This window comes from Streptomyces sp. NPDC055506 (assembly GCF_053643595.1).
In genome coordinates, this window is the sequence record NZ_JBSHKH010000090.1 from 15202 (window position 1) to 34725 (window position 19524).

The window sequence follows — 19524 nt, forward strand, 5'->3', positions numbered from 1 at the left end:
GGCCTGCAAGACTGCTCCCATGCGCATTGTGGTTCTGGCAGGCGGCATCGGTGGTGCCCGGTTCCTGCGTGGTCTGAAGCGGGCCGTGCCGGACGCGGACATCACGGTCATCGGCAACACCGGAGACGACATCCACCTCTTCGGGCTGAAGGTCTGCCCGGACCTCGACACGGTGATGTACACGCTCGGCGGCGGCATCAACGAGGAGCAGGGCTGGGGCCGTGCCGACGAGACCTTCCATCTCAAGGAGGAGCTCGCGGCCTACGGCGTCGGGCCCGAGTGGTTCGGCCTGGGCGACCGTGACTTCGCGACGCATATCGTGCGGACGCAGATGATCGGCGCCGGATACCCGCTGAGCGCGGTGACGGAGGCGCTGTGCGAGCGCTGGAAGCCGGGCGTGCGGCTGATCCCGATGTCCGACGACCGCGTCGAGACCCATGTGGCGGTCGAGATCGACGGTGAGCGCAAGGCGATCCACTTCCAGGAGTACTGGGTGCGGCTGCGCGCCTCGGTGCCCGCCGAAGCGATCGTGCCGGTCGGTGCCGACCAGGCGAAGCCCGCTCCAGGGGTGCTGGAGGCCATCGCCGAGGCGGACGTGATCCTCTTCCCGCCGTCCAACCCGGTCGTGTCGATCGGCACGATCCTCGCCGTGCCAGGCGTCCGGGAGGCGATCGCCGACGCCGGCGTGCCGGTGATCGGCCTGTCCCCCATCGTCGGCGACGCGCCCGTGCGGGGCATGGCCGACAAGGTGCTGGCCGCCGTGGGCGTCGAGTCGACCGCTGCGGCGGTGGCCGAGCACTACGGCTCGGGCCTGCTGGACGGCTGGCTCGTGGACACGGTGGACGCGGGCGTGGTGGAGCAGGTCGAGACGGCCGGGGTCCGCTGCCGGGCCGTGCCGCTGATGATGACCGACACCGACGCGACCGCGCGGATGGCCCGCGAGGCCCTGGCGCTGGCGGAGGAGGTGCGGGGAGCTTGAGCGGAGAGATCTCCGGCCGGCAGCGGGATGCCGACGGGTACCGGGTGTGGGCCGTGGGCGGACTGCCCGAGGTCGCGGCCGGGGACGATCTGGCCAAGCTGATCGCGGCCGCCGAGCCCGGTCTGGCCGACGGGGACGTGCTGCTCGTCACGTCGAAGATCGTGTCCAAGGCGGAGGGCCGCATCGTCCAGGCTGGCGACCGGGAGGCGGCCATCGACGCGGAGACGGTACGGGTGGTGGCCCGGCGCGGTGCCCTCCGGATCGTCGAGAACCGGCAGGGCCTGGTCATGGCGGCGGCCGGGGTCGACGCGTCCAACACCCCCTCCGGGACCGTGCTGTTGCTGCCCGAGGACCCGGACGCGTCCGCCCGCGCGATCCGTGACGGGCTGCGGGACATCCTCGGCGTCGAGGTCGGTGTCGTCGTCACCGACACGTTCGGGCGGCCCTGGCGCGCGGGGCTCACGGATGTCGCGATCGGCGCCGCGGGGGTGCGCGTCCTCGACGATCTGCGCGGGGGCACGGACGCGTACGGCAATCCGCTGAGCGCCACCGTCGTCGCCACGGCCGACGAACTCGCCTCCGCGGGCGACCTGGTCAAGGGCAAGGCTGCCGGGCTGCCCGTGGCCGTCGTACGCGGACTCCCGGACCTGGTCGCCGGAGACGGCGACGAGGAAGGTGCGCGGGCCATGGTGCGCGGCGCGCGCGACGACATGTTCCGGCTCGGCACGTCGGAGGCGGTACGGCTGGCGGTGACCCAGCGGCGTACGGTCCGGGTCTTCACGGACGAGCCCGTCGACCCCGGTGCGGTACGGCGCGCGGTGGCCGCCGCCGTGACGGCGCCCGCGCCGCACCACACCACACCGTGGCGGTTCGTGCTGCTGGAGTCCGAGGAGTCGCGGACGCGGCTGCTCGACGCCATGCGTGATGCCTGGATCGCCGATCTGCGGCGGGACGGCAAGACGGAGGAGTCCATCGCCAAGCGGGTGCGCCGCGGGGACGTCCTGCGGAACGCGCCGTACCTCGTCGTCCCCTGCCTGGTCATGGACGGCTCGCACACCTACGGCGATCCGCGGCGGGACGGCGCCGAGCGGGAGATGTTCGTGGTCGCCGCGGGCGCCGGCGTGCAGAACCTCCTGGTCGCGCTGGCCGGGGAGCGGCTGGGGTCGGCGTGGGTGTCGTCGACGATGTTCTGCCGGGACGTGGTGCGCGAGGTGCTGGGGCTGCCGGCGGACTGGGATCCGATGGGCGCGGTGGCGGTCGGGCATCCCGCGGAGGAACCGCGAGCGCGGCCGGAGCGGGACGCGGGGGCGTTCATCGAGGTGCGATGACCGGGGCGGGGCGGCGTCTACGCTCGTAGGGCCCGCTCCTCTCGCATTCCGATTCCAGGGACTCATTCATGGCAGGACGGTTCACTCCCCGGCCCACGCGTACAACCGTGCGCGGTGGCGAGGTCGTCGTGCCCGGTCCACGTCGGGCGGTGCGGGCGGACACCGGGCGGGTGCGCGACTGGGTGCCGGACGGGCCGCTCGATCTCGGTCTGGTGCTCGGGCCGCTGCGGCGCGGGCCGGGAGATCCCACGTTTCGGACGACGCCGGACGGGTCGGTGTGGCGGGCCGCGCTCACTCCTGCCGGGCCCGGGACGCTACGGGTGCGTGCGTCCGGTGGCGGGGTGCGCGGGGAGGCCTGGGGGCCTGGGGCCGAGTGGCTGCTGGAGAAGTTGCCCGAGTTGCTCGGGGCCGCTGATGATCCGTCCGCGTTCGTGCCGCGGCACCGGCTGGTGGCGTTGACCCGGCATCGGCGGCCGGGGCTGCGGCTGACGCGGAGCGGGCTCGTGCTGGAGTCGCTGATTCCGTCGATTCTCGAGCAGAAGGTCACGACCGATGAGGCGTATCGGGCGTGGCGGTTGCTGGTGCGGAAGTTCGGGGAGCCGGCGCCGGGGCCCGTGCCCGTGCCGATGCATGTGATGCCGGCGCCTCGGACGTGGGCGTTGATTCCGTCGTGGGAGTGGCATCGGGCCGGGGTCGACAACAAGCGGGCGTCGACGATTCTGCGCGCGGTTCGGGTGGCCGGGCGGTTGGAGGAGGCGGCCGGGATGGAGCCGGGGGCTGCTCGGGCGCGGTTGGAGGTTGTGCCGGGGGTGGGGCCGTGGACGTCGGCGGAGACGGTGCAGCGGAGTCATGGGGCGGCGGATGAGGTGACGACGGGGGATCTGCATCTGCCTCGGATCGTGGGGTGGGCGTTGGGTGGGGATCGGGATGCGGATGACTCCGTGATGCTGTCGTTGCTGGAGCCGTATGCGGGGCAGCGGCATCGGGCGGCTCGGTTGGTTTTGCTGAGTGGGAGGGTGCCGGGGCGTCGGGCGCCGAAGATGCCGCGGTGGGATATCGGGGCGTTGTGATGGGCTGCCCGTTTTCTGGTGCCCTGCGTTGGTGCTGGGGGCGGGTGGGTGCGCAGCCCGGCGGAGCGGGGAGCCGCTGCGCCCACCCGTGCCGCCCTTAGCGGCACGATTGCCCGCAGCTAAGCGGGAGGCGGGGGAGCGCAGCTTGGCGGGAGCCGACGGCCTGCGGCTCGGCTCCCCACGTAAGCGCTACTGGTCCGACGAGAAGCGGACTGCCCCCGCTGGGATTTGGGTGTCGCACCAGATGCGGGTGCCCTCCAGGAGTTCGTTGTCGGGGCCTATCGTCGCGCCGTCGCCTATGACCGTGCCGGTGAGGATCGTGCGTTCGCCTACTCGGGCCCGGGCTCCGATGAGGGAGTCGGTGATGACCGCGCCGGGTTCGATCACGGCGCCCGGCATGATCGTGCTGCCGAAGACCCGCACGCCCTCGGCGACGAAGGCGCCCTCCCCCACCACCGTGCCGCCCGACAGCTTGGCGTCGGGCGCGACCGTCGCCGTCGGCAGTACCAGGCGGTCGCCGCAGCGGCCGGGGACGGCGGGCGACGGGGCCCGGCCGAGGACCAGGTCCGCCGAGCCCCGGACGAACGCCGCCGGTGTGCCGAGGTCCAGCCAGTACGTCGAGTCGACCATGCCCTGGAGGTGGGCTCCGGCGGAGAGCAGGTCGGGGAAGGTCTCCCGTTCCACCGACACCGGCCGGCCCAGCGGGATCGTGTCGATGACCGAGCGGCGGAAGACGTACGCCCCCGCGTTGATCTGGTCGGTGACGATCTCCTCGGGGGTCTGCGGCTTCTCCAGGAACGCCAAGACCCTGCCCGTGTCGTCCGTGGGGACCAGACCGTAGGCCCGCGGGTCGGTGACCTTCGTGAGGTGCAGGGAGACGTCCGCGCCCGTCTTCTCGTGGGTGTCCACCAGGGCCCGGATGTCCAGGCCGGTCAGGATGTCACCGTTGAAGATCAGGACCGGGTCGTCGGGGCCGGAGCGCAGCCGGGAGGCGACGTTGCGGATGGCGCCGCCCGTGCCGAGGGGCTCCTCCTCCGTCACGTACTCGAGGTGGAGCCCGAGCGCGGACCCGTCGCCGAAGTACGGCTCGAAGACCTCCGCCAGATAGGACGTGGCCAGGACGATGTGCTCGACGCCCGCCGCTCTCGCTCTCGCGAGCTGGTGCGTGAGGAAGGGCACCCCGGCCGCCGGGACCATGGGCTTGGGCGTGTGCACCGTGAGCGGGCGCAGCCGGGTGCCCTTGCCACCGACCAGGAGGATCGCTTCAGTCACGTGTCGTCTCTGCTTCCTGCCGGGACCGGCCGAACTGTCTTTCGGCCGGTCAGTGTATGCAGACCGTTCCGTGGCGCCTTCGCTGGCCGTGCGGCATTCCGCCCCCCCCCCTGTCCCCCGACGGCGGTGAACGTGTTCTCAGCGGCCCTGGTAGCGGGCCGCATTGGAGCGGGCCGAGCCGAGCTTGTCGTAGAGCTTCCGTCCCGGGCAGGCCGTTTTGAAGCCGTCCCGGTGACCGGAGATCACGTTCAGTCGTACCTTCTTGCCTTTGCGGTAGAGATTGCTGCCGGCCGACTTCAGGTAGGTCTTCCCCCGTGGATTCATCCGGTACAGGCCCAGCTTCCACGCCGTGACCCGGGCGATGGCCTTGACGGCTGCGGACGACGGTTTCTTGGTTCCGTACGATCCGATGACGGCGATGCCCATGCTGTTGCTGTTGAAACCAAGGGTGTGCGCGCCGAGCACCGGCTTCGCCACGCCTCCCGCGCGGCCCTCGTAGATCTTTCCGCACTTGTCGATGAGGAAGTTGTAGCCGACGTCCCGCCAGCCCATGCTCTTGACGTGGTAGCGGTAGATACTGCGGATGAGTGACGGGGACTGCGCGCAGCTGTACTTGTTGCCGCTGGCGGTGTGGTGCACGAAGGCCGCCTTGACCTTCTTCGTGTAGACGAACTTCCGCTCCCGCAGCCCCTCGTTCGCGCCCCAGCCGCGACGCGTGACGATACGGGGGCGGGGGCCGACGTACGGCTTCGCCCGCTTCCGATCCACCGACTCGCCGGCGCGGAGGGTGTAGAACTCGCGCTCGGTCGCCGCGCGGCTCAGCGCCGTGATCTCGGTGGCGCCGAGCGGGGCGAGGTCCACGTTGGCGGCGGAGGCGTCGGTGGCGGCGGAGGCCTCGGTGTTCAGGCCGCCGGTGCGGGGACCGTTCACGGGGCCGCCGGGGAGTGCCTCGTCGCCCTCGCCGGGGTCGACGAGTTCCAGACGGAGGCCGGAGGGGAGCGAGGGCGCCGCGACCGCGATGCTGCGGCCGCCCGTGCCCTGGAGTTCCGAACGGACCCGGAGTTCCACGCCGTCGGAGGCGCCCACCCACAGCGGTGCCGTGGCGCCGCGTACGCGGCCCGAGGTGCTCTCGGGGGTGTCCAGGTCGGCCGCGTGGTCGGCGTTGTGCGTCTCCACGTCCTGCCAGCCCGACCAGGTGCCGGTGCCGGCGGCGCGGGTGCGGACATGGACGCGGCCGTGCAGTTCGGCACGGGGGTCGTCCCAGATGACGCCGACCAGGGAGAAGCGGCGTACGGCACGGCGGGACAGGCCCTGTTCGGCGTAGGCGGAGGCGGAGGCGGAGGGGGTGGCGCGGTTGCGGGTGAGGGGTTCCAGGGGGAGGGACTGAGTGCTGCCGGAGGCGTACGGTTCGGCCCCGCGCCGGGCGGTCATGGTCGGGTCCGGCGTCCCCGCGTGGGGCGCGGGTCTCGCGGCCGTGGCGGCCTCGGTGGTCGGCACCGGTCTCGCCGTCGCCGCGAGGGCGGGCGGGGTGAGGGGAAGGGCCAGAGCGGCCGCACAGGTGACACCGATCGAGGAAGCAAGGAATCCACGCATGCCCCTGATCTTTGGCATAGTCCTATAAGTCTGTCCATTTGGGATTTGACGGACTGTCGGCGTGGATTGGGCCGAACCGGTGGCGAACGCACGGCGGGGCGGTGGCCTGGCCGTTGGGCGGAGGCCTGCGTGCCGCGTACGCTTGCGCGGGTGAACGCCACCGATCGCACCCCCGCCGACCTGCTGGGTTCCGCGCTCGCCGCGGATCCGGGACGCCCCCTGGTGACCTTCTACGACGACGCCACGGGCGAACGCGTCGAACTGTCCGTGGCCACCTTCGCCAATTGGGTGGCCAAGACCGCGAACCTGCTCCAGGACGAGCTGTCCGTCGAACCCGGGGACCGGGTCGCGCTGCTGCTGCCCGCGCACTGGCAGACGGCGGTGTGGCTGCTCGCGTGCTCGTCGGTAGGGGTGGTCGCTGATGTGTCCGGGGATGCTCGGGCCGCCGACGTCGTGGTGAGCGGGCCTGACGGGCTGGAAGCGGCCCGGGCGTGTTCCGGGGCGCGGATCGCGATGGCGCTGCGGCCGCTCGGGGGGCGGTTTCCGCAGACGCCCGAGGGGTTCGTCGACTACGCGGTGGAAGTGCCGGGGCAGGGGGACCGGTTCGTGCCGTACGCGCCGGTGGATCCGGAGGAGGCCGCGCTGATCGTGGCGGGGCGGGAGTTCAGCGGGGCCGAGGTTGTGGAGCGGGCCCGGGCGGGGGCGACGGGGCTGGGGCTGACCGGGCCCGGGTCGCGGATCCTGTCGGGGTTGCCGTACGACACGTGGGAGGGGTTGAACGCGGGGTTGTACGGGCCGTTGGCCACGGGTGGGTCTGTGGTGCTGTGCCGGAATCTGGAGTTGGCGGGGGGCGAGGTGCTGGACAAGCGGGTGGAGAGTGAGCGGGTTACGGCGCTTGCCCGGTAGGCCGTTTGTTGGTGCCGCGTGTTGGTGCTGGGGGCGGGTGGGTCCGCAGCCCGGCGTAGCGGGGTGCCGCTCTCTGTGGGACGGGCGCCGCCCTTAGCGGCACGCATGCCCGCAGCTTGGCGGCTTGGCGGCCCCCATTCGGCCCATCCCCACCCCTCCCCCGCCCCCCATCCACGCCACAGTCGTAAGAACAGTGCGCGCGGCACGTTCGTACGACGTGAGGGGTGGTCCCTGTCGTGGCCGACACCGGTGGTGGGTCCTTGCGGAGGCTTGGGCCGGGTGCGGGGGCCTCGGCCGGTGGGCGGGGGCCGGCGCGGCGACGCCGGCGGCGGTGGGTGCGGTTCACGGCGTTCGGGATCGCCGGCGTCGTCGTGGCGGCCGCCGGGGCCGGATGGGCCGTGTACGCCAAGCTCAGCGGAAACATCACACCCGACGAGGCCGCCGCGGCCGAGCTCGCGCGGTACGAGAAGGAGCGGCCGACCTCGCTGGTCAAGGACGCGCGGAACATCCTGCTGATCGGCTCGGACTCGCGCGAAGGGAACGACAACGCCCGCTACGGCCGGGACTCCGGGACCGAGCGGTCGGACACCACGATCCTGCTGCACCTGTCCGCAGGCCGGCGCAGCGCCACCGCCGTCTCTCTCCCCCGGGACCTGATGGTGGAGCTGCCGGGCTGCCGGCGCCCGGACGGGTCCCGCAGCGCGCCGCGGTTCGCGATGTTCAACCAGGCCTTCCAGCTGGGCGGTTCGGCCTGCACCATCCGGACCGTGGAGAAGCTCACCGATGTCCGGGTCGATCACCACGTCGTCGTCGACTTCCACGGCTTCAAGGAGATGGTCGACGCGGTCGACGGTGTCGAGGTGTGCCTGCGGGAACCGGTCGACGACCGGGCCGCCAAGCTGAGGCTGCCCGCGGGACGCGTGACGCTCAACGGCGAGCAGGCCCTCGGCTACGTCCGCGCCCGCAAGTCCCTCGGTGACGGCAGCGACACGGAGCGGATGGAACGGCAGCAACGATTCCTCGGCGCACTCGTCAACAAGGTGCGCAGCAATGACGTCCTGCTGAATCCGGTGAAGCTGTATCCCGTGCTGGACGCCGCCACGTCCTCTCTCACTACGGACCCGGATCTGGCCAGCCTCCGCGGTTTGTACGAACTCGTGCGCGGTCTGCGCGACATCCCCATGGAACAAGTGCAATTTCTGACCGTCCCCCGGGAGTCGTACGCGTACGACGCCAATCGCGACCAACTCGTGGAGCCCGAGGCGGACAGGCTGTTCGAGCGGCTGCGGACGGATACTCCGGTGGCGGTGGCGGGGGACGCACCGGGAAGTTCGGCCCCGCCGAGGCCTGCCGATTCGCGTGAACGGTCGCACGGGGATCCGTATCCGGGTCCGTTCACGAAATCCGCCGTCACCGTTTCTCCTCCACCCACGTTCCGTGGAAACACGGCAGCCGAGGACACCTGTGAGTAAAGCGGACACCAAGGCCGCCTCAAGGTAACGCGCTCTTCACCCGGAAAATGGGCGAATTGCCCAGGTGTAGGGACGTGGACTTCGTCACCGTCGTCGCTCGACGCTGAACTGGGCGGTTAGTGTGAGCGATCCCGGTGCGCCCGGCTCTGAGGACGTTCCTGAGAACGCGCACTGTGTGACCGAGACCGAGCGCCTTGGAGGGGTAGGCGCCGCGTGCCCCGACGGAGGAATCAGACAACCGTGGACGCGCAAGGCCGTGGGCGGGCGGACGACATCGATCCCGCAGACCAGTGGGTGCTCAATCCGAACACCGGCGAATACGAAATGCGACTGCCCGCTTCCGCACCGCGGTCGGGTGTCCCCGGGCCCCGCAAACCACCGCCCTCCGACGGAGACCTGTCGGCGCTCGGCACCACGCAGCCGCTCGGCCGCACCGATGCGCCCGGCCGCTCGCGGCCCGAGACGCCCGGCCGTGCGGTGCCGCCGCCGCGCAGGCGCCGCGGGGCTCCGGCTCCGGAGGAACCGCTGCCGGGGCGGCGTGGGCGCAGGCCCGCCAAGAAGGCCGCGAAGGGCAAGAAGATCCTGCTGTGGACCGGCGGCGTGATGGCGTTCGTGCTGGTCGCCGGGGCGGGCGCCGCGTACTTCTACATCGAGCACCTGAACAACAACATCGCGTCGGTCTCCGACGACGGCGCGAGCACCGGTGGCTTCGAGAAGGACAAGGCCATCAACATCCTGCTGATCGGCACCGACAAGCGCACCGGCGCGGGCAACGAGAAGTACGGCGACGCGGGCAGTGTCGGGCACGCGGACACCACGATCCTGCTGCATGTCTCCAAGGACCGTTCGAACGCGACCGCGCTGAGCATCCCGCGTGACCTGATCGTCGACATCCCGGACTGCCCGACCACGCAGGAGGACGGGTCGCAGAAGGTCATCCCGGGCACGCCCAAGACCCGCTTCAACACCAGCCTCGGCCAGGACGACCGGACCCCGAGCTGCACCATGCGGACCGTGACGGAGCTGACCGGGGTCAAGCCGGACAACTTCATGGTCGCCGACTTCAACGCGGTCAAGACGCTGACCAGCGCGGTCGGCGGGGTCGAGGTCTGTCTGGGCAAGGACATCGACGACCCGGACTCGCACCTCAAGCTGTCGAAGGGCAACCACACCATCGAGGGCGAGCAGGCGCTGGCCTTCGTGCGCACCCGGCACTCGGTCGGCTTCGGCGGCGACCTGAGCCGGATCGGGCTCCAGCAGCAGTTCCTGAGCGCGCTGATGCGCAAGCTGAAGGACAACGACACGCTCACCAGCCCCTCGAAGATGCTCGACCTGGCCGAGGCGGGCACGAAGGCGCTGACCGTCGACTCGCAGCTGTCCAGCATCGGCAAGCTGAAGGACCTCGGTCTCGAGCTGGGCAAGCTCAACACCAAGAACCTCACCTTCGCCACGACCCCGGTGATCGACAACCCGGCGGAGAAGGTCCCGACCACGGTCGTCCTCAACGAGTCGTCGGCCCCGCAGGTCTTCGACATGATCAAGAACGACGTCTCCTTCACCGCGGTCAAGGAAAAGAAGAAGAAGGAAGCCGCCGCGGTGGCCGCCCGGCTCAAGGGCAGCAAGGCCGCGGCCTCCGAGGTGCGGGTGCGGATCATGAACGGCGGTGCCGTCGCCGGCAGCGCCCAGGAGACGCTCAGCTGGCTGCAGAACGAGGAGGGCGTGACCAAGTCGGAGAACGCCGGCAACGCGCCCGCCGAGCTGGCGAAGACGACCCTGGAGTACGCCCCCGACCAGGCCGACCAGGCCCGCCGCCTCGCCGACATCATGGGCCTGCCCGGGTCCGCGCTGAAGCCCGGCGAGAGCGTGAACAACTCCCAGGGCGTACCCGCGATGACCCTGACCCTCGGCAAGGACTTCAAGGGCGCGGGCTCTTCCCAGACCACTCCGACCAAGGCGCCGGCGGACGTGGACAAGTCCACGGCGGACAAGGTCGAGTGCGCCGAGTGACCTGAGGGGCCTGCCGTACGTCTCACAGGGCGTACGGCAGGTCTTTTCCGGTGACACGGGGGTGGGGGAAGCACATGGCGCGGAGCAGTGGTGTGTATGGGGAGGGGACGAAACCGGGTGCCGTCCCGAGTGAGCAGGCCCCCGGCAGATCCTCCGGGCCGGGCCGCGGGGACGGCCGCAGAGGCCGTCGGGCCCGCCGCGGACGCCGCGTCCTGCGCTGGTCGGCGACGACCCTCTCCATGCTGGTCCTCGGGACCGCCGGCGCCGGTTACCTCTACTACGAGCACCTGAACGGCAACATCGAGAAGGGCCAGCGCAGCAGCGGCGACTCCAAGGCGAGGCGGGCCGCTCCGAACGCGGCCGGGCAGACGCCCCTGAACATCCTGCTGATCGGCTCCGACAGCCGTAACTCCGACGAGAACGTGAAGCTGGGCGGCGCCCGGAATGACCGCGGCACTCCGCCGCGGGGCGATGTGCAGATGCTCATCCATCTGGCCGCGGACCGCGAGAGCGCCGCCGTGGTGAGCATCCCGCGTGACACCCGGGTCGACATACCCAAGTGCACCGACCCGAAGTCCGGCCGGACGTACCCGCGGATCAACACGATCATCAACGCCTCGCTGGCCCGGGGCGGGGCCGGCTGCACGCTGGCGACCTGGGAGAACCTCACCGGGGTCTACATCGACCACTGGATGACGATCGACTTCGCGGGCGTGGTGAAGATGGCGGACGCCATCGGCGGGGTCGAGGTGTGCGTGGAGCAGAACGTGTGGGACCGCCCGCTGCCCCGGGTGCCCGGCGGCTCCGGTCTGAAGCTGAAGGCCGGCCGGACGAAGGTCCAGGGCGAGCAGGCCCTGCAGTGGCTGCGCACCCGCCACGCCTGGGGCAGCGACCCGCTGCGGGCCAGGGCGCAGCACATGTACATGAACTCGATGATCCGCACGCTCAAGTCCCAGAACGTCTTCACCGACACCGGCCGGCTGACGGACCTGGCGGAGGCGGCCACGAAGTCGCTGCACGTGTCCGAGGAGATCGGCACGGTGAAGAAGCTGTACGACCTGGGGGCGCAGCTGAAGACGGTGCCGACGGACCGCATCACCATGACGACGCTGCCCACGGCCGCGGACCCGGAGGACGCCAACCACCTGATCCCGGCGGGCACCGACGCCGACCGGGTCTGGGAGATGCTCCGCGACGACGTGCCGTTCGACGGCAAGGGCGGGAAGGGCGGTTCGAAGAAGCCCGGCGCGAAGAAGACGGCGAAGGACGAGAAGGCGTCCCGGGATCCGGCCGCGGCGGACGGCGAGATCGGCGTCCTGGTGCAGAACGCCACGCGCTCCAGCACCCTCGGCCCGGTGACCGGACGCGCGGGCGCCGTCACCCAGTCGCTCGTGGACCAGGGGTTCACGAAGGCGGCCGCCGACACCTCGGGCGCGCTGGCCGAGGAGCGGACCGTCGTGCGCTATCCGAGCGCCGAGTTGGCGGGCGACGCCCAGCGCGTCGCCAAGTCTCTGGACATTCCCCTCAGTTCCGTGCGGCGGTCCACCGAGGTGTCCGGCGTCACGGTCGTCGTGGGTGCCGACTGGCGTACGGGGACGGCGTATCCGAAGCAGCCGGCGCCGAAGGCCGGGGACCTGCCCGGTGACGCGGACGCGCTCAACGGCTCGGACTCCGGTAAGTGCATGGATGTGTACGCGCCCTACCGCTGGTAGAGATTGCCGGCACGGAATTGGGCTGGATTGCCCAAATGTAGGGACGTTGAATTTGTCATTCAGCGCACACCGGCGTTCAACTGGGCGGATAGTGTGAGCGATCGAGTGCTTCTGTGATGACCAAGTACCCGCGCGCCTTCCGGGGGGAGAAGGCGCCGCGTGCCCCGACGGAGGAATCGGACAACCGTGGACGCGCAACGCCGTGGGCGGGGGGAACAGATGGACCCCGCAGACCAGTGGGTACTCAATCCGAACACCGGCGAATACGAACTGCGACTGAATCCATCCGCAGCGCAATCGGGGGCGGCTCCCCGTACAGCCACCGCGCGTTCGACCGGCGCGCGTTCGGCCTCCGCACGTTCGGCCGCTCCCCGAGAGGGCGCTCCCCGTGGGGCCGCTCCCCGAGGGGGCTCACCTCGTGGGGCAGCTCCCCGTGGAGGCGCGACCCGCACCGACGTTCCGCCGCAGCGCAGGCGGCGCGGTGCTCCCGAGGAGCCGCCGCCGGGGCGCCGCGGCGGTCGCCGGCCGGTGCAGCAGAAGCCGGGCAAGGCGAAGAAGGCGCTGCTGTGGACCGGCGGCACGATGGCGTTCGTGCTGGTCGGCGTCAGCGCGGCCGGCTACTTCTACCTCCAGCACCTGGAGGGCAATGTCTCGACGACCGACGTCGGCAGCGCGGGCGCCAGCAACTTCAGCAAGGACGAGGCCTTCAGCGTCCTCATCATCGGCACGGACAAGCGCACCGGTGAGGGCAACGAGGGCTACGGCGACAAGGGCAGCAGCGGCCACGCCGACACCACGATCCTGCTGCACGTCGCCAAGGACCGTTCCAACGCGACCGCGCTCAGCATCCCCCGCGACCTGATCGTGAACATCCCCGACTGCCCGACGAAGCAGGAGGACGGCTCGGAGAAGGTCATCCCGGGGAATCAGGGCGTCCGCTTCAACCGGAGCCTCGGAGAGGGCGGCCGGGACCCCGGCTGCACGATGCGCACGGTGAAGGAGAACACCGGCATCACCGTCGACCACTTCATGATGGCCGACTTCAACGCGGTGAAGACGCTGACCACGGCGGTGGACGGGGTCGACGTGTGTGTGGAGAAGCCGGTCAACGACAAGCAGTCCAAACTGGTGCTGCCCGCGGGCGAGTCGACGGTGGAGGGCGAGCAGGCGCTCGCGTTCGTCCGTACGCGCAAGAGCTTCGGCAACAGCGGCGACCTCGACCGGATCAAGGTGCAACAGCAGTTCCTGGGCTCGCTGATGCGCAAGATGGCCTCCAGTGACACCCTCACGAGTCCCTCGAAGCTGCTGAACCTGGCCGAGGCCGCGACGAAGGCGCTGACCGTGGACCAGGCGATCGGCAAGGTCAGCACGCTCAAGGACGTCGCCCTCGAGCTGAAGAAGGTGCCGACGAAGAACATCAGCTTCACGACGGTGCCGGTGGTGGACAACCCGGCGGAGACGGTGAAGGCGACGGTCGTCCTCGACGACTCCAGGGCCCCGCAGGTGTTCGACATGATCGAGAACGACGTGTCGCTCACCGAGGTCAAGCAGCAGGAGAAGAAGGAGAAGGACGCCCAGGCCGCCCGGCTGAAGGGCACCAAGTCCGCGGCGTCCGAGGTGCGGGTGCGGATCATGAACGGCGGTGCCGACGCCGGCAGCGCGCAGAAGACCCTCCAGTACCTCCAGGTCGAGGAGGGCGTGACCAAGTCGGACAACGCCGGCAACGCGCCCACCGAGCTGGCGAAGACGACCCTCGAGTACGCCCCCGACCAGGCCGATCAGGCCCGCCGCCTCGCCGACATCATGGGGCTGTCCGGGTCCGCGCTGAAGCCCGGCGAGAGCGTGAACAACTCCCAGGGCCTGCCCGCGATGACCCTGACCCTCGGCAAGGACTTCAAGGGCGCCGGCGTGAAGCTCAACGCTCCGGTCGAGGCGGCGGACGTGGAGAAGTCCACCGCGGACAAGGTGAAGTGCGCGAGTTGACCCGTTGAGGGCAACTGACAGGCCCGTCGTGCGTCTAACAGGAGGCAGGGCGGGCCTGCTGCATGCGCCGGGGGGCGGAGAGGACCGGGGAAGTGACGCAGAGCGGTGTGCGGGAGGACGGTAAGCGGCAGAGCGTCCGCCACGAACCGGACCCGGGCGAGGAGGAGCCGACGCCGGGCAACCGGGCGCCCGACGGCGACGGCAGGCCGGCACAGGACGCGCGAACGCCCGGCGCCGAGGGCCTGCCGGCGGAGAGCGCGAGTACGCCCGACGGTGACAGCACACCGACGACGGACCCGGACTCACCCGACCGCGACAGCACGCCGACGACAGACGCGGACTCACCCGACCGCGACAGCACGGCAACGACACCCCCGGACTCACCCGGCCGCGACGGCGCGGCCGGAGGCGACGGTGGGGGAAGCGGTCGGGCGCGTGGAGGCCGGGCGCCGCGCAGGCGGCGGGTGCTGAAGTGGTCCGCTGTCGTGCTGGCCGTGCTGATACTCGGGACGGCCGGGGCCGGCTACCTCTACTACCGGCATCTGAACGGCAACATCAAGAAGGACGCCCTGAACCTCGGCGACAGCAAGGTCGCCGCTCCGACGCCCAACGCCGCCGGGCAGACCCCGCTGAACATCCTGCTCATCGGCTCCGACGCGCGGGACAGCAAGGAGAACCAGAAACTCGGCGGCGCCCGCGAGACGTTCGGCGCCACGCCCCTCGCGGACGTCCAGATGCTGCTGCACCTGTCCGCCGACCGCACCAACATGTCGGTCATCAGCATGCCCCGCGACACCCTGGTGAAGATCCCGAAGTGCACCGACCCGGACGACGGGAAGGTCTACCAGGCGACCCAGGGGCGCACGATGACCAACCAGAGCCTCGGACACGGCGGTCCGGGCTGTGCCGTGGCCACCTGGCAGGAGCTCACCGGCATCCACATCGACCACTTCATCATGGTCGACTTCGCGGGCGTGGTGTCGATGGCCGACGCCGTCGGGGGCGTCCCCGTGTGCGTAGACGCCAACATCCACTCCCGCACCTCCGACGGCAAGGGCTCGGGCCTGAAACTGGAGAAGGGCACCTCGTACATCCAGGGCGAGCAGGCCCTGCAGTGGCTGCGCACCCGCTACGGCTTCGAGGACGGCAGCGACCTCGCCCGCGCCAAGGCCCAGCACATGTACATGAACGCGATGGTCCGCCAGCTCCGCGACAACATGACCCTGAGCAGCCCGAACAAGCTCCGCAGACTGGCCGAGGAGGCCACCCGGGCCATGACGGTCGACCCGGGCCTCGACACCGTCAAGAAGCTCTACGACCTCAGCGACGAGCTGCGCAGGGTGGAGCCGAAGCGCATCACCATGACCACGATGCCCAACCGCTACGTCGGCGCCCGTGTCGAGCCCACGGAGGACGCCGAGCAGTTGTTCCGGCTGGTGCGGGAGGACATCGCCCTGGACGGCAAGGACAAGGCGAAGAAGCCGGCCGCGGAGAAGGCCTCCGCCGACCCGGCCGCGCCCGACGACGAGATCCCCGTCCAGGTCCGCAACGGCACCCGCACCGACACCCTGGCAGCGGCCCGCGGACGCGCCGGCACGGTGGCCGGTGTCCTGAAGGAAGAGGGCTTCGCCCAGGCCGTCGCCGACACCACCGGCTCATGGAGCGAGGACCGGACCGTCGTCCGCTACCCGAGCACCGACCTGGAGGGCGACGCCCGGCGTCTCGCCAAGGCCCTGGGTATTCCGGCGAGTTCGGTGAAGCGGTCCACCGACGTGTCCGGCATCACCCTTGTCGTGGGCGCCGACTGGCGTGAGGGCACGGCCTACAAGGCGCCAGAGGAGAACGACAGGACCCCGAAGTCGGCCGAGGCGCTCAACGGCGCCGACGACAAGGCCTGTATGCACGTGAACCCGGCGTTCACCTGGGACTGAACGGCGACGGGCCCTTTCCCCGGCCGGGGAGAGGGCCCGCGTCGATACGCCGGTGGGTCAGCTCGCGGAGGCGTCCGCGCGGACCGCCGGCCGCCGGCTCGCGATCACCTTGCGGGCCAGCGCCCGCGGGCTGGTCAGGAAGCCCCAGCCCCACGACATGTGCATGGTGGCCAGCGCCACGGGGATCTGGAGCCGCGCCTTCAGCGGCAGCCCCTTGCCCGCCGGGACCGAGCCCGCGACGATCGCCGCGAGATAGCCGCCGGGCACCACGAAGCCCCACGGGGTCAGCAGCGCGCCCACCACGATCCCGGCCGCGATCGCGCACACGGCGGTCGGCGGGGCGAGGTAGCGCAGGTTGATGGAACCCTCGTGGTAGCGGGCGACGACATGCCGCCAGCGGCCGTAGTCCTTGTACTGCTTGGCGAGGGCCTTCACGCTCGGCCGCGGCCGGTACGACACCCGCAGCTCGGGCGAGAACCAGATCAGCCCGCCGGCCTCACGGATGCGGAAGTTCAGCTCCCAGTCCTGGGCGCGGATGAACTCCACGTTGTATCCGCCCTGCTGCTCCAGCGCCTCGCGCCGGAAGACGCCGAGGTAGACGGTGTCGGCCTGCTGGGCCTTGCCGCCCGTGTGGAAGGCGGCGTTGCCGACCCCTATCTTCGAGGTCATCGCGGCCGCGACCGCGTGCTCCCAGTCGTTCTCGCCCTCGGCGTGCATGATGCCGCCGACGTTCTGCGCGCCGGTCTCCTCAAGGAGCCGAACGGCGGTGGCGATGTAGTTGGGCGAGAGCATGCCGTGCCCGTCGACGCGCACGACGATCGGGTGGCGGGAGGCGTTGATCGCGGCGTTGAGCGCGGCGGGCGTACGGCCGGTCGGATTCGGGACGGTGTGGACACGCGCGTCTTCCGCAACGAGTTCGGCCGCGATCTCGTCCGTGCGGTCCGTGGACGGACCGAGGGCGATCACGACCTCCATCTCGCCGGCGTACTCCTGCGCGAGGATCGCTTGGATTGCTCCCCGCAGATGCCGTTCCTCGTTGAGGACGGGCATGATCACGGAAACGGCAGGGGGGCGCACGTCGGGATTGGCGTTCATAGGGGCCTCACGTTACCGCGAACGGGGGACACCGGTGCGCGCCGCCGGGGCGGTACCGCGGGCTGCAGATCGTATCGGCCTACGGTGTCACGGATCCCACGTACGGCCGTCGTCCGGAGGTGTCCTCTTGCCCACGCCGCCGCGGTCCTCCCGGACCACCGCCGCCCAGCAGCGCCGCCCGCAGCCGCCCTCCTCCCGCCGGCACCCGCGCAGGCCCGCGCCGCCGGCGCGGCGCCGGAAGCCGCGCTGGGGCATGCGGGCGCTCACCACGCTGTCCGTGGTGGTCCTCGCGTCCGCCGGTATCGGGCACGCGGTGGTCACGAGCCTGGACGCGGACATCGCGCGGGTCGACGCCTTCAAGGACATGAAGAACCGGCCCGAGGCGGGCCACGGCATGAACGTCCTGCTGGTCGGCACCGACGGCCGCGAGAAGATCAGCCAGGACGAGCGGCAGAAGTACCGGCTCGGCGGCGCGCCCTGCCACTGCACCGACACGATGATGATCGTGCACATCTCGGAGGACCGGGAGCGGGCGAGTGTGGTGAGCCTGCCGCGTGACTCGTACGCCGTGACGCCGGCGCATGTCGACCGTACGACGGGCCGACGGCACGAGGGCCACCCGATCAAGCTGAACGCGGCGTACGCCGAGGGCGGGGCGCCGCTGACCGTGCGGACGGTCGAGAACATGACCAAGGTGAAGATCGACCACTATCTGGAGGTCGACTTCACGAGCTTCATGAAGACGGTGGACGTGGTCGGGGGCGTGCAGATCTGCACGGCGGCCCCCCTGAGCGACAGCTACACGGGACTGAACCTGCCGGCCGGGCGCCACACCCTCGAGGGCGGGCAGGCGCTTCAGTATGTGCGCGCCCGCCATATCGACGGGGCGTCGGATCTGGGCCGTATGAAGCGGCAGCAGCGGTTCATGGCGGCGCTCGTGGAGCGGGTCATGTCCTCAGGGATCCTGCTGAACCCGATGAAGTTCCGGGACGTGACACGGGCGGTGCTCGGCTCGGTGCGGGCCGACAAGGGCTTCGGCACGGACGAGATGCTGGCCCTCGGCCGGGCCATGCGGAACTTCTCCCCCTCCTCCTCCGAGTTCACGACCGTCCCGATCGGGCAGCTCGGATACCCCGTGGAGGGCGTCGGCTCGACGCTGAAGTGGGACCCTGTGAAGGCGGAGCGGCTCTTCCACGCCCTGCGCGCGGACCAGCCCCTGTCCGTGCGGCGGCAGCGCGACGAGGCCCGGGTCGTCCCGGTCGCCCCGCAGCAGATCAGCGTCCAGGTGGAGAACGGCACCCCCACGGCCGGCCTCGGCCGCCGGGTCGACGCGGCACTGGCCTCGACGGGCTTCCGTACGACCGGGGTCCCGGCCAACGCCGCCACCACCGATGTGAAACGCACGGTCATCGTCTACGACCCCGGCTGGGACCGCTCGGCCAAGTCGCTCGCGGCAGCCCTGCCGGGCAGCGAGCTGCGCGCGGCCCCGGGTCTCGGCGCGACCCTGAAGGTCATCGCGGGCACGGACTTCGAACGCGTACGCAAGGTGCGGGCGGAGGACACCGGGGAGGGCGAGTCCGGCGTGGTGGTGCGGGGGGACGAGGTGGCGTGCTCATGAAGCTCGTCGGTGACGCCCCTGGGCCCGCGACGCACGCATGGCGGATTCCTTCCCTCCGCCCCATGGCGGTCGGCGTCGCGCAGGCGTAGGACGGAAGGCACGGGGGCCGCCCCCGGCCCTCACCGTCCCCCCGGGAGGAAGTCATGACCCAGCAGCCCGCCACCGCGACTCCGCTGAGCAAGGAGATGCAGGACTGTGTCCAGGCGTGCATGGCCTGCCACAGCGTGTGCGAGGAGACCATGAGCTCCTGCCTGCAGATGGGCGGCCCGGCCCAGATGCAGATCATGCGCGCCGTCATGGACTGCGCCGAGATGACGCGCATGTGCGCCGACATGATGATGCGCCGCTCGCCGCTGTCCGCCGAGATGTGCGCGATGTGCGCCCGGGCCTGTGACATGTGCGCCGAGGCGTGTATGTCCATGCCGGACGACGACCAGATGGTGCGCTGTGCCGAGGCGTGTCGCCGCTGCGCCGAGATGTGCCGCTCGATGTCGGCCGCCGCGATGTGAGAGCCGCCTCACAGCGAAGGGGGGCACCCGCCCGGGTGCCCCCCTTCGC

The 19524-nt window shown here is 71.0% G+C and carries 14 protein-coding genes; 11 read left to right on the forward strand and 3 right to left on the reverse strand.

Features of this window, described 5'->3' with window-relative positions; all coding sequences use genetic code 11:
- Nucleotides 1-19 precede the first annotated feature (19 nt).
- The 3 genes from cofD (at nucleotide 20) to ACWIF2_RS28100 (ending at nucleotide 3377) form a co-directional block, all read left to right on the forward strand.
- Nucleotides 20-979, forward strand: a complete 960-nt coding sequence (gene cofD / locus ACWIF2_RS28090; RefSeq protein WP_454363575.1) for a 2-phospho-L-lactate transferase — start codon at nucleotides 20-22, stop codon at nucleotides 977-979.
- A complete protein-coding gene (locus tag ACWIF2_RS28095) occupies nucleotides 976-2307 on the forward strand; it encodes a coenzyme F420-0:L-glutamate ligase (protein WP_454363576.1) in 1332 nt (443 codons plus the stop codon). The genes cofD and ACWIF2_RS28095 overlap by 4 nt, the downstream gene beginning before the upstream one ends.
- A 68-nt stretch (nucleotides 2308-2375) precedes the next feature.
- On the forward strand, nucleotides 2376-3377 hold the full coding sequence (locus ACWIF2_RS28100) for a DNA-3-methyladenine glycosylase family protein (protein WP_454363577.1): 1002 nt from the start codon (nucleotides 2376-2378) through the stop codon (nucleotides 3375-3377).
- Between the two features lie 189 nt (nucleotides 3378-3566).
- On the opposite strand, the gene ACWIF2_RS28105 is transcribed toward ACWIF2_RS28100, so the two are convergent.
- Nucleotides 3567-4649 (reverse strand): sugar phosphate nucleotidyltransferase, encoded by a 1083-nt coding sequence (locus tag ACWIF2_RS28105; protein ID WP_454363578.1) that lies wholly within the window; start codon nucleotides 4647-4649, stop codon nucleotides 3567-3569.
- Between the two features lie 138 nt (nucleotides 4650-4787).
- A complete protein-coding gene (locus tag ACWIF2_RS28110) occupies nucleotides 4788-6242 on the reverse strand; it encodes an N-acetylmuramoyl-L-alanine amidase (protein WP_454363579.1) in 1455 nt (484 codons plus the stop codon).
- Between the two features lie 150 nt (nucleotides 6243-6392).
- Here ACWIF2_RS28110 and ACWIF2_RS28115 point away from each other — a divergent pair, with 150 nt between their 5' ends.
- The 6 genes from ACWIF2_RS28115 (at nucleotide 6393) to ACWIF2_RS28140 (ending at nucleotide 16253) form a co-directional block, all read left to right on the forward strand.
- Nucleotides 6393-7148, forward strand: a complete 756-nt coding sequence (locus ACWIF2_RS28115; RefSeq protein ID WP_454363580.1) for a TIGR03089 family protein — start codon at nucleotides 6393-6395, stop codon at nucleotides 7146-7148.
- 236 nt (nucleotides 7149-7384) lie between these two features.
- Complete coding sequence (locus ACWIF2_RS28120; protein WP_454363581.1) at nucleotides 7385-8620, forward strand: LCP family protein; 1236 nt, start codon at nucleotides 7385-7387, stop codon at nucleotides 8618-8620.
- Nucleotides 8621-8860: 240 nt separating this feature from the next.
- Nucleotides 8861-10627 (forward strand): LCP family protein, encoded by a 1767-nt coding sequence (locus tag ACWIF2_RS28125; RefSeq protein ID WP_454363582.1) that lies wholly within the window; start codon nucleotides 8861-8863, stop codon nucleotides 10625-10627.
- Between the two features lie 74 nt (nucleotides 10628-10701).
- Nucleotides 10702-12339, forward strand: a complete 1638-nt coding sequence (locus ACWIF2_RS28130) for an LCP family protein (RefSeq protein ID WP_454363583.1) — start codon at nucleotides 10702-10704, stop codon at nucleotides 12337-12339.
- Between the two features lie 186 nt (nucleotides 12340-12525).
- Nucleotides 12526-14322, forward strand: a complete 1797-nt coding sequence (locus tag ACWIF2_RS28135) for an LCP family protein (protein ID WP_454363584.1) — start codon at nucleotides 12526-12528, stop codon at nucleotides 14320-14322.
- Nucleotides 14323-14414: 92 nt separating this feature from the next.
- A complete protein-coding gene (locus tag ACWIF2_RS28140; protein WP_454363585.1) occupies nucleotides 14415-16253 on the forward strand; it encodes an LCP family glycopolymer transferase in 1839 nt (612 codons plus the stop codon).
- A 57-nt stretch (nucleotides 16254-16310) separates the two neighbouring features.
- On the opposite strand, the gene ACWIF2_RS28145 is transcribed toward ACWIF2_RS28140, so the two are convergent.
- Nucleotides 16311-17348, reverse strand: coding sequence for a glycosyltransferase family 2 protein (locus ACWIF2_RS28145; RefSeq protein ID WP_454363586.1), 1038 nt, complete (start codon nucleotides 17346-17348; stop codon nucleotides 16311-16313).
- A gap of 127 nt (nucleotides 17349-17475) precedes the next feature.
- Between ACWIF2_RS28145 and ACWIF2_RS28150 the strand changes: the two genes are divergently transcribed.
- Together ACWIF2_RS28150 and ACWIF2_RS28155 are read left to right on the forward strand one after the other, a co-directional pair.
- Nucleotides 17476-18966 carry an LCP family protein gene (locus tag ACWIF2_RS28150; RefSeq protein WP_454363587.1) on the forward strand — a complete coding sequence of 497 codons (1491 nt, stop codon included), beginning with the start codon at nucleotides 17476-17478 and terminating at the stop codon, nucleotides 18964-18966.
- Between the two features lie 143 nt (nucleotides 18967-19109).
- The gene (locus ACWIF2_RS28155; protein WP_454363588.1) at nucleotides 19110-19475 is read left to right on the forward strand and encodes a four-helix bundle copper-binding protein; all 366 of its coding nucleotides are present in this window, start codon (nucleotides 19110-19112) and stop codon (nucleotides 19473-19475) included.
- Nucleotides 19476-19524: the final 49 nt, after the last annotated feature.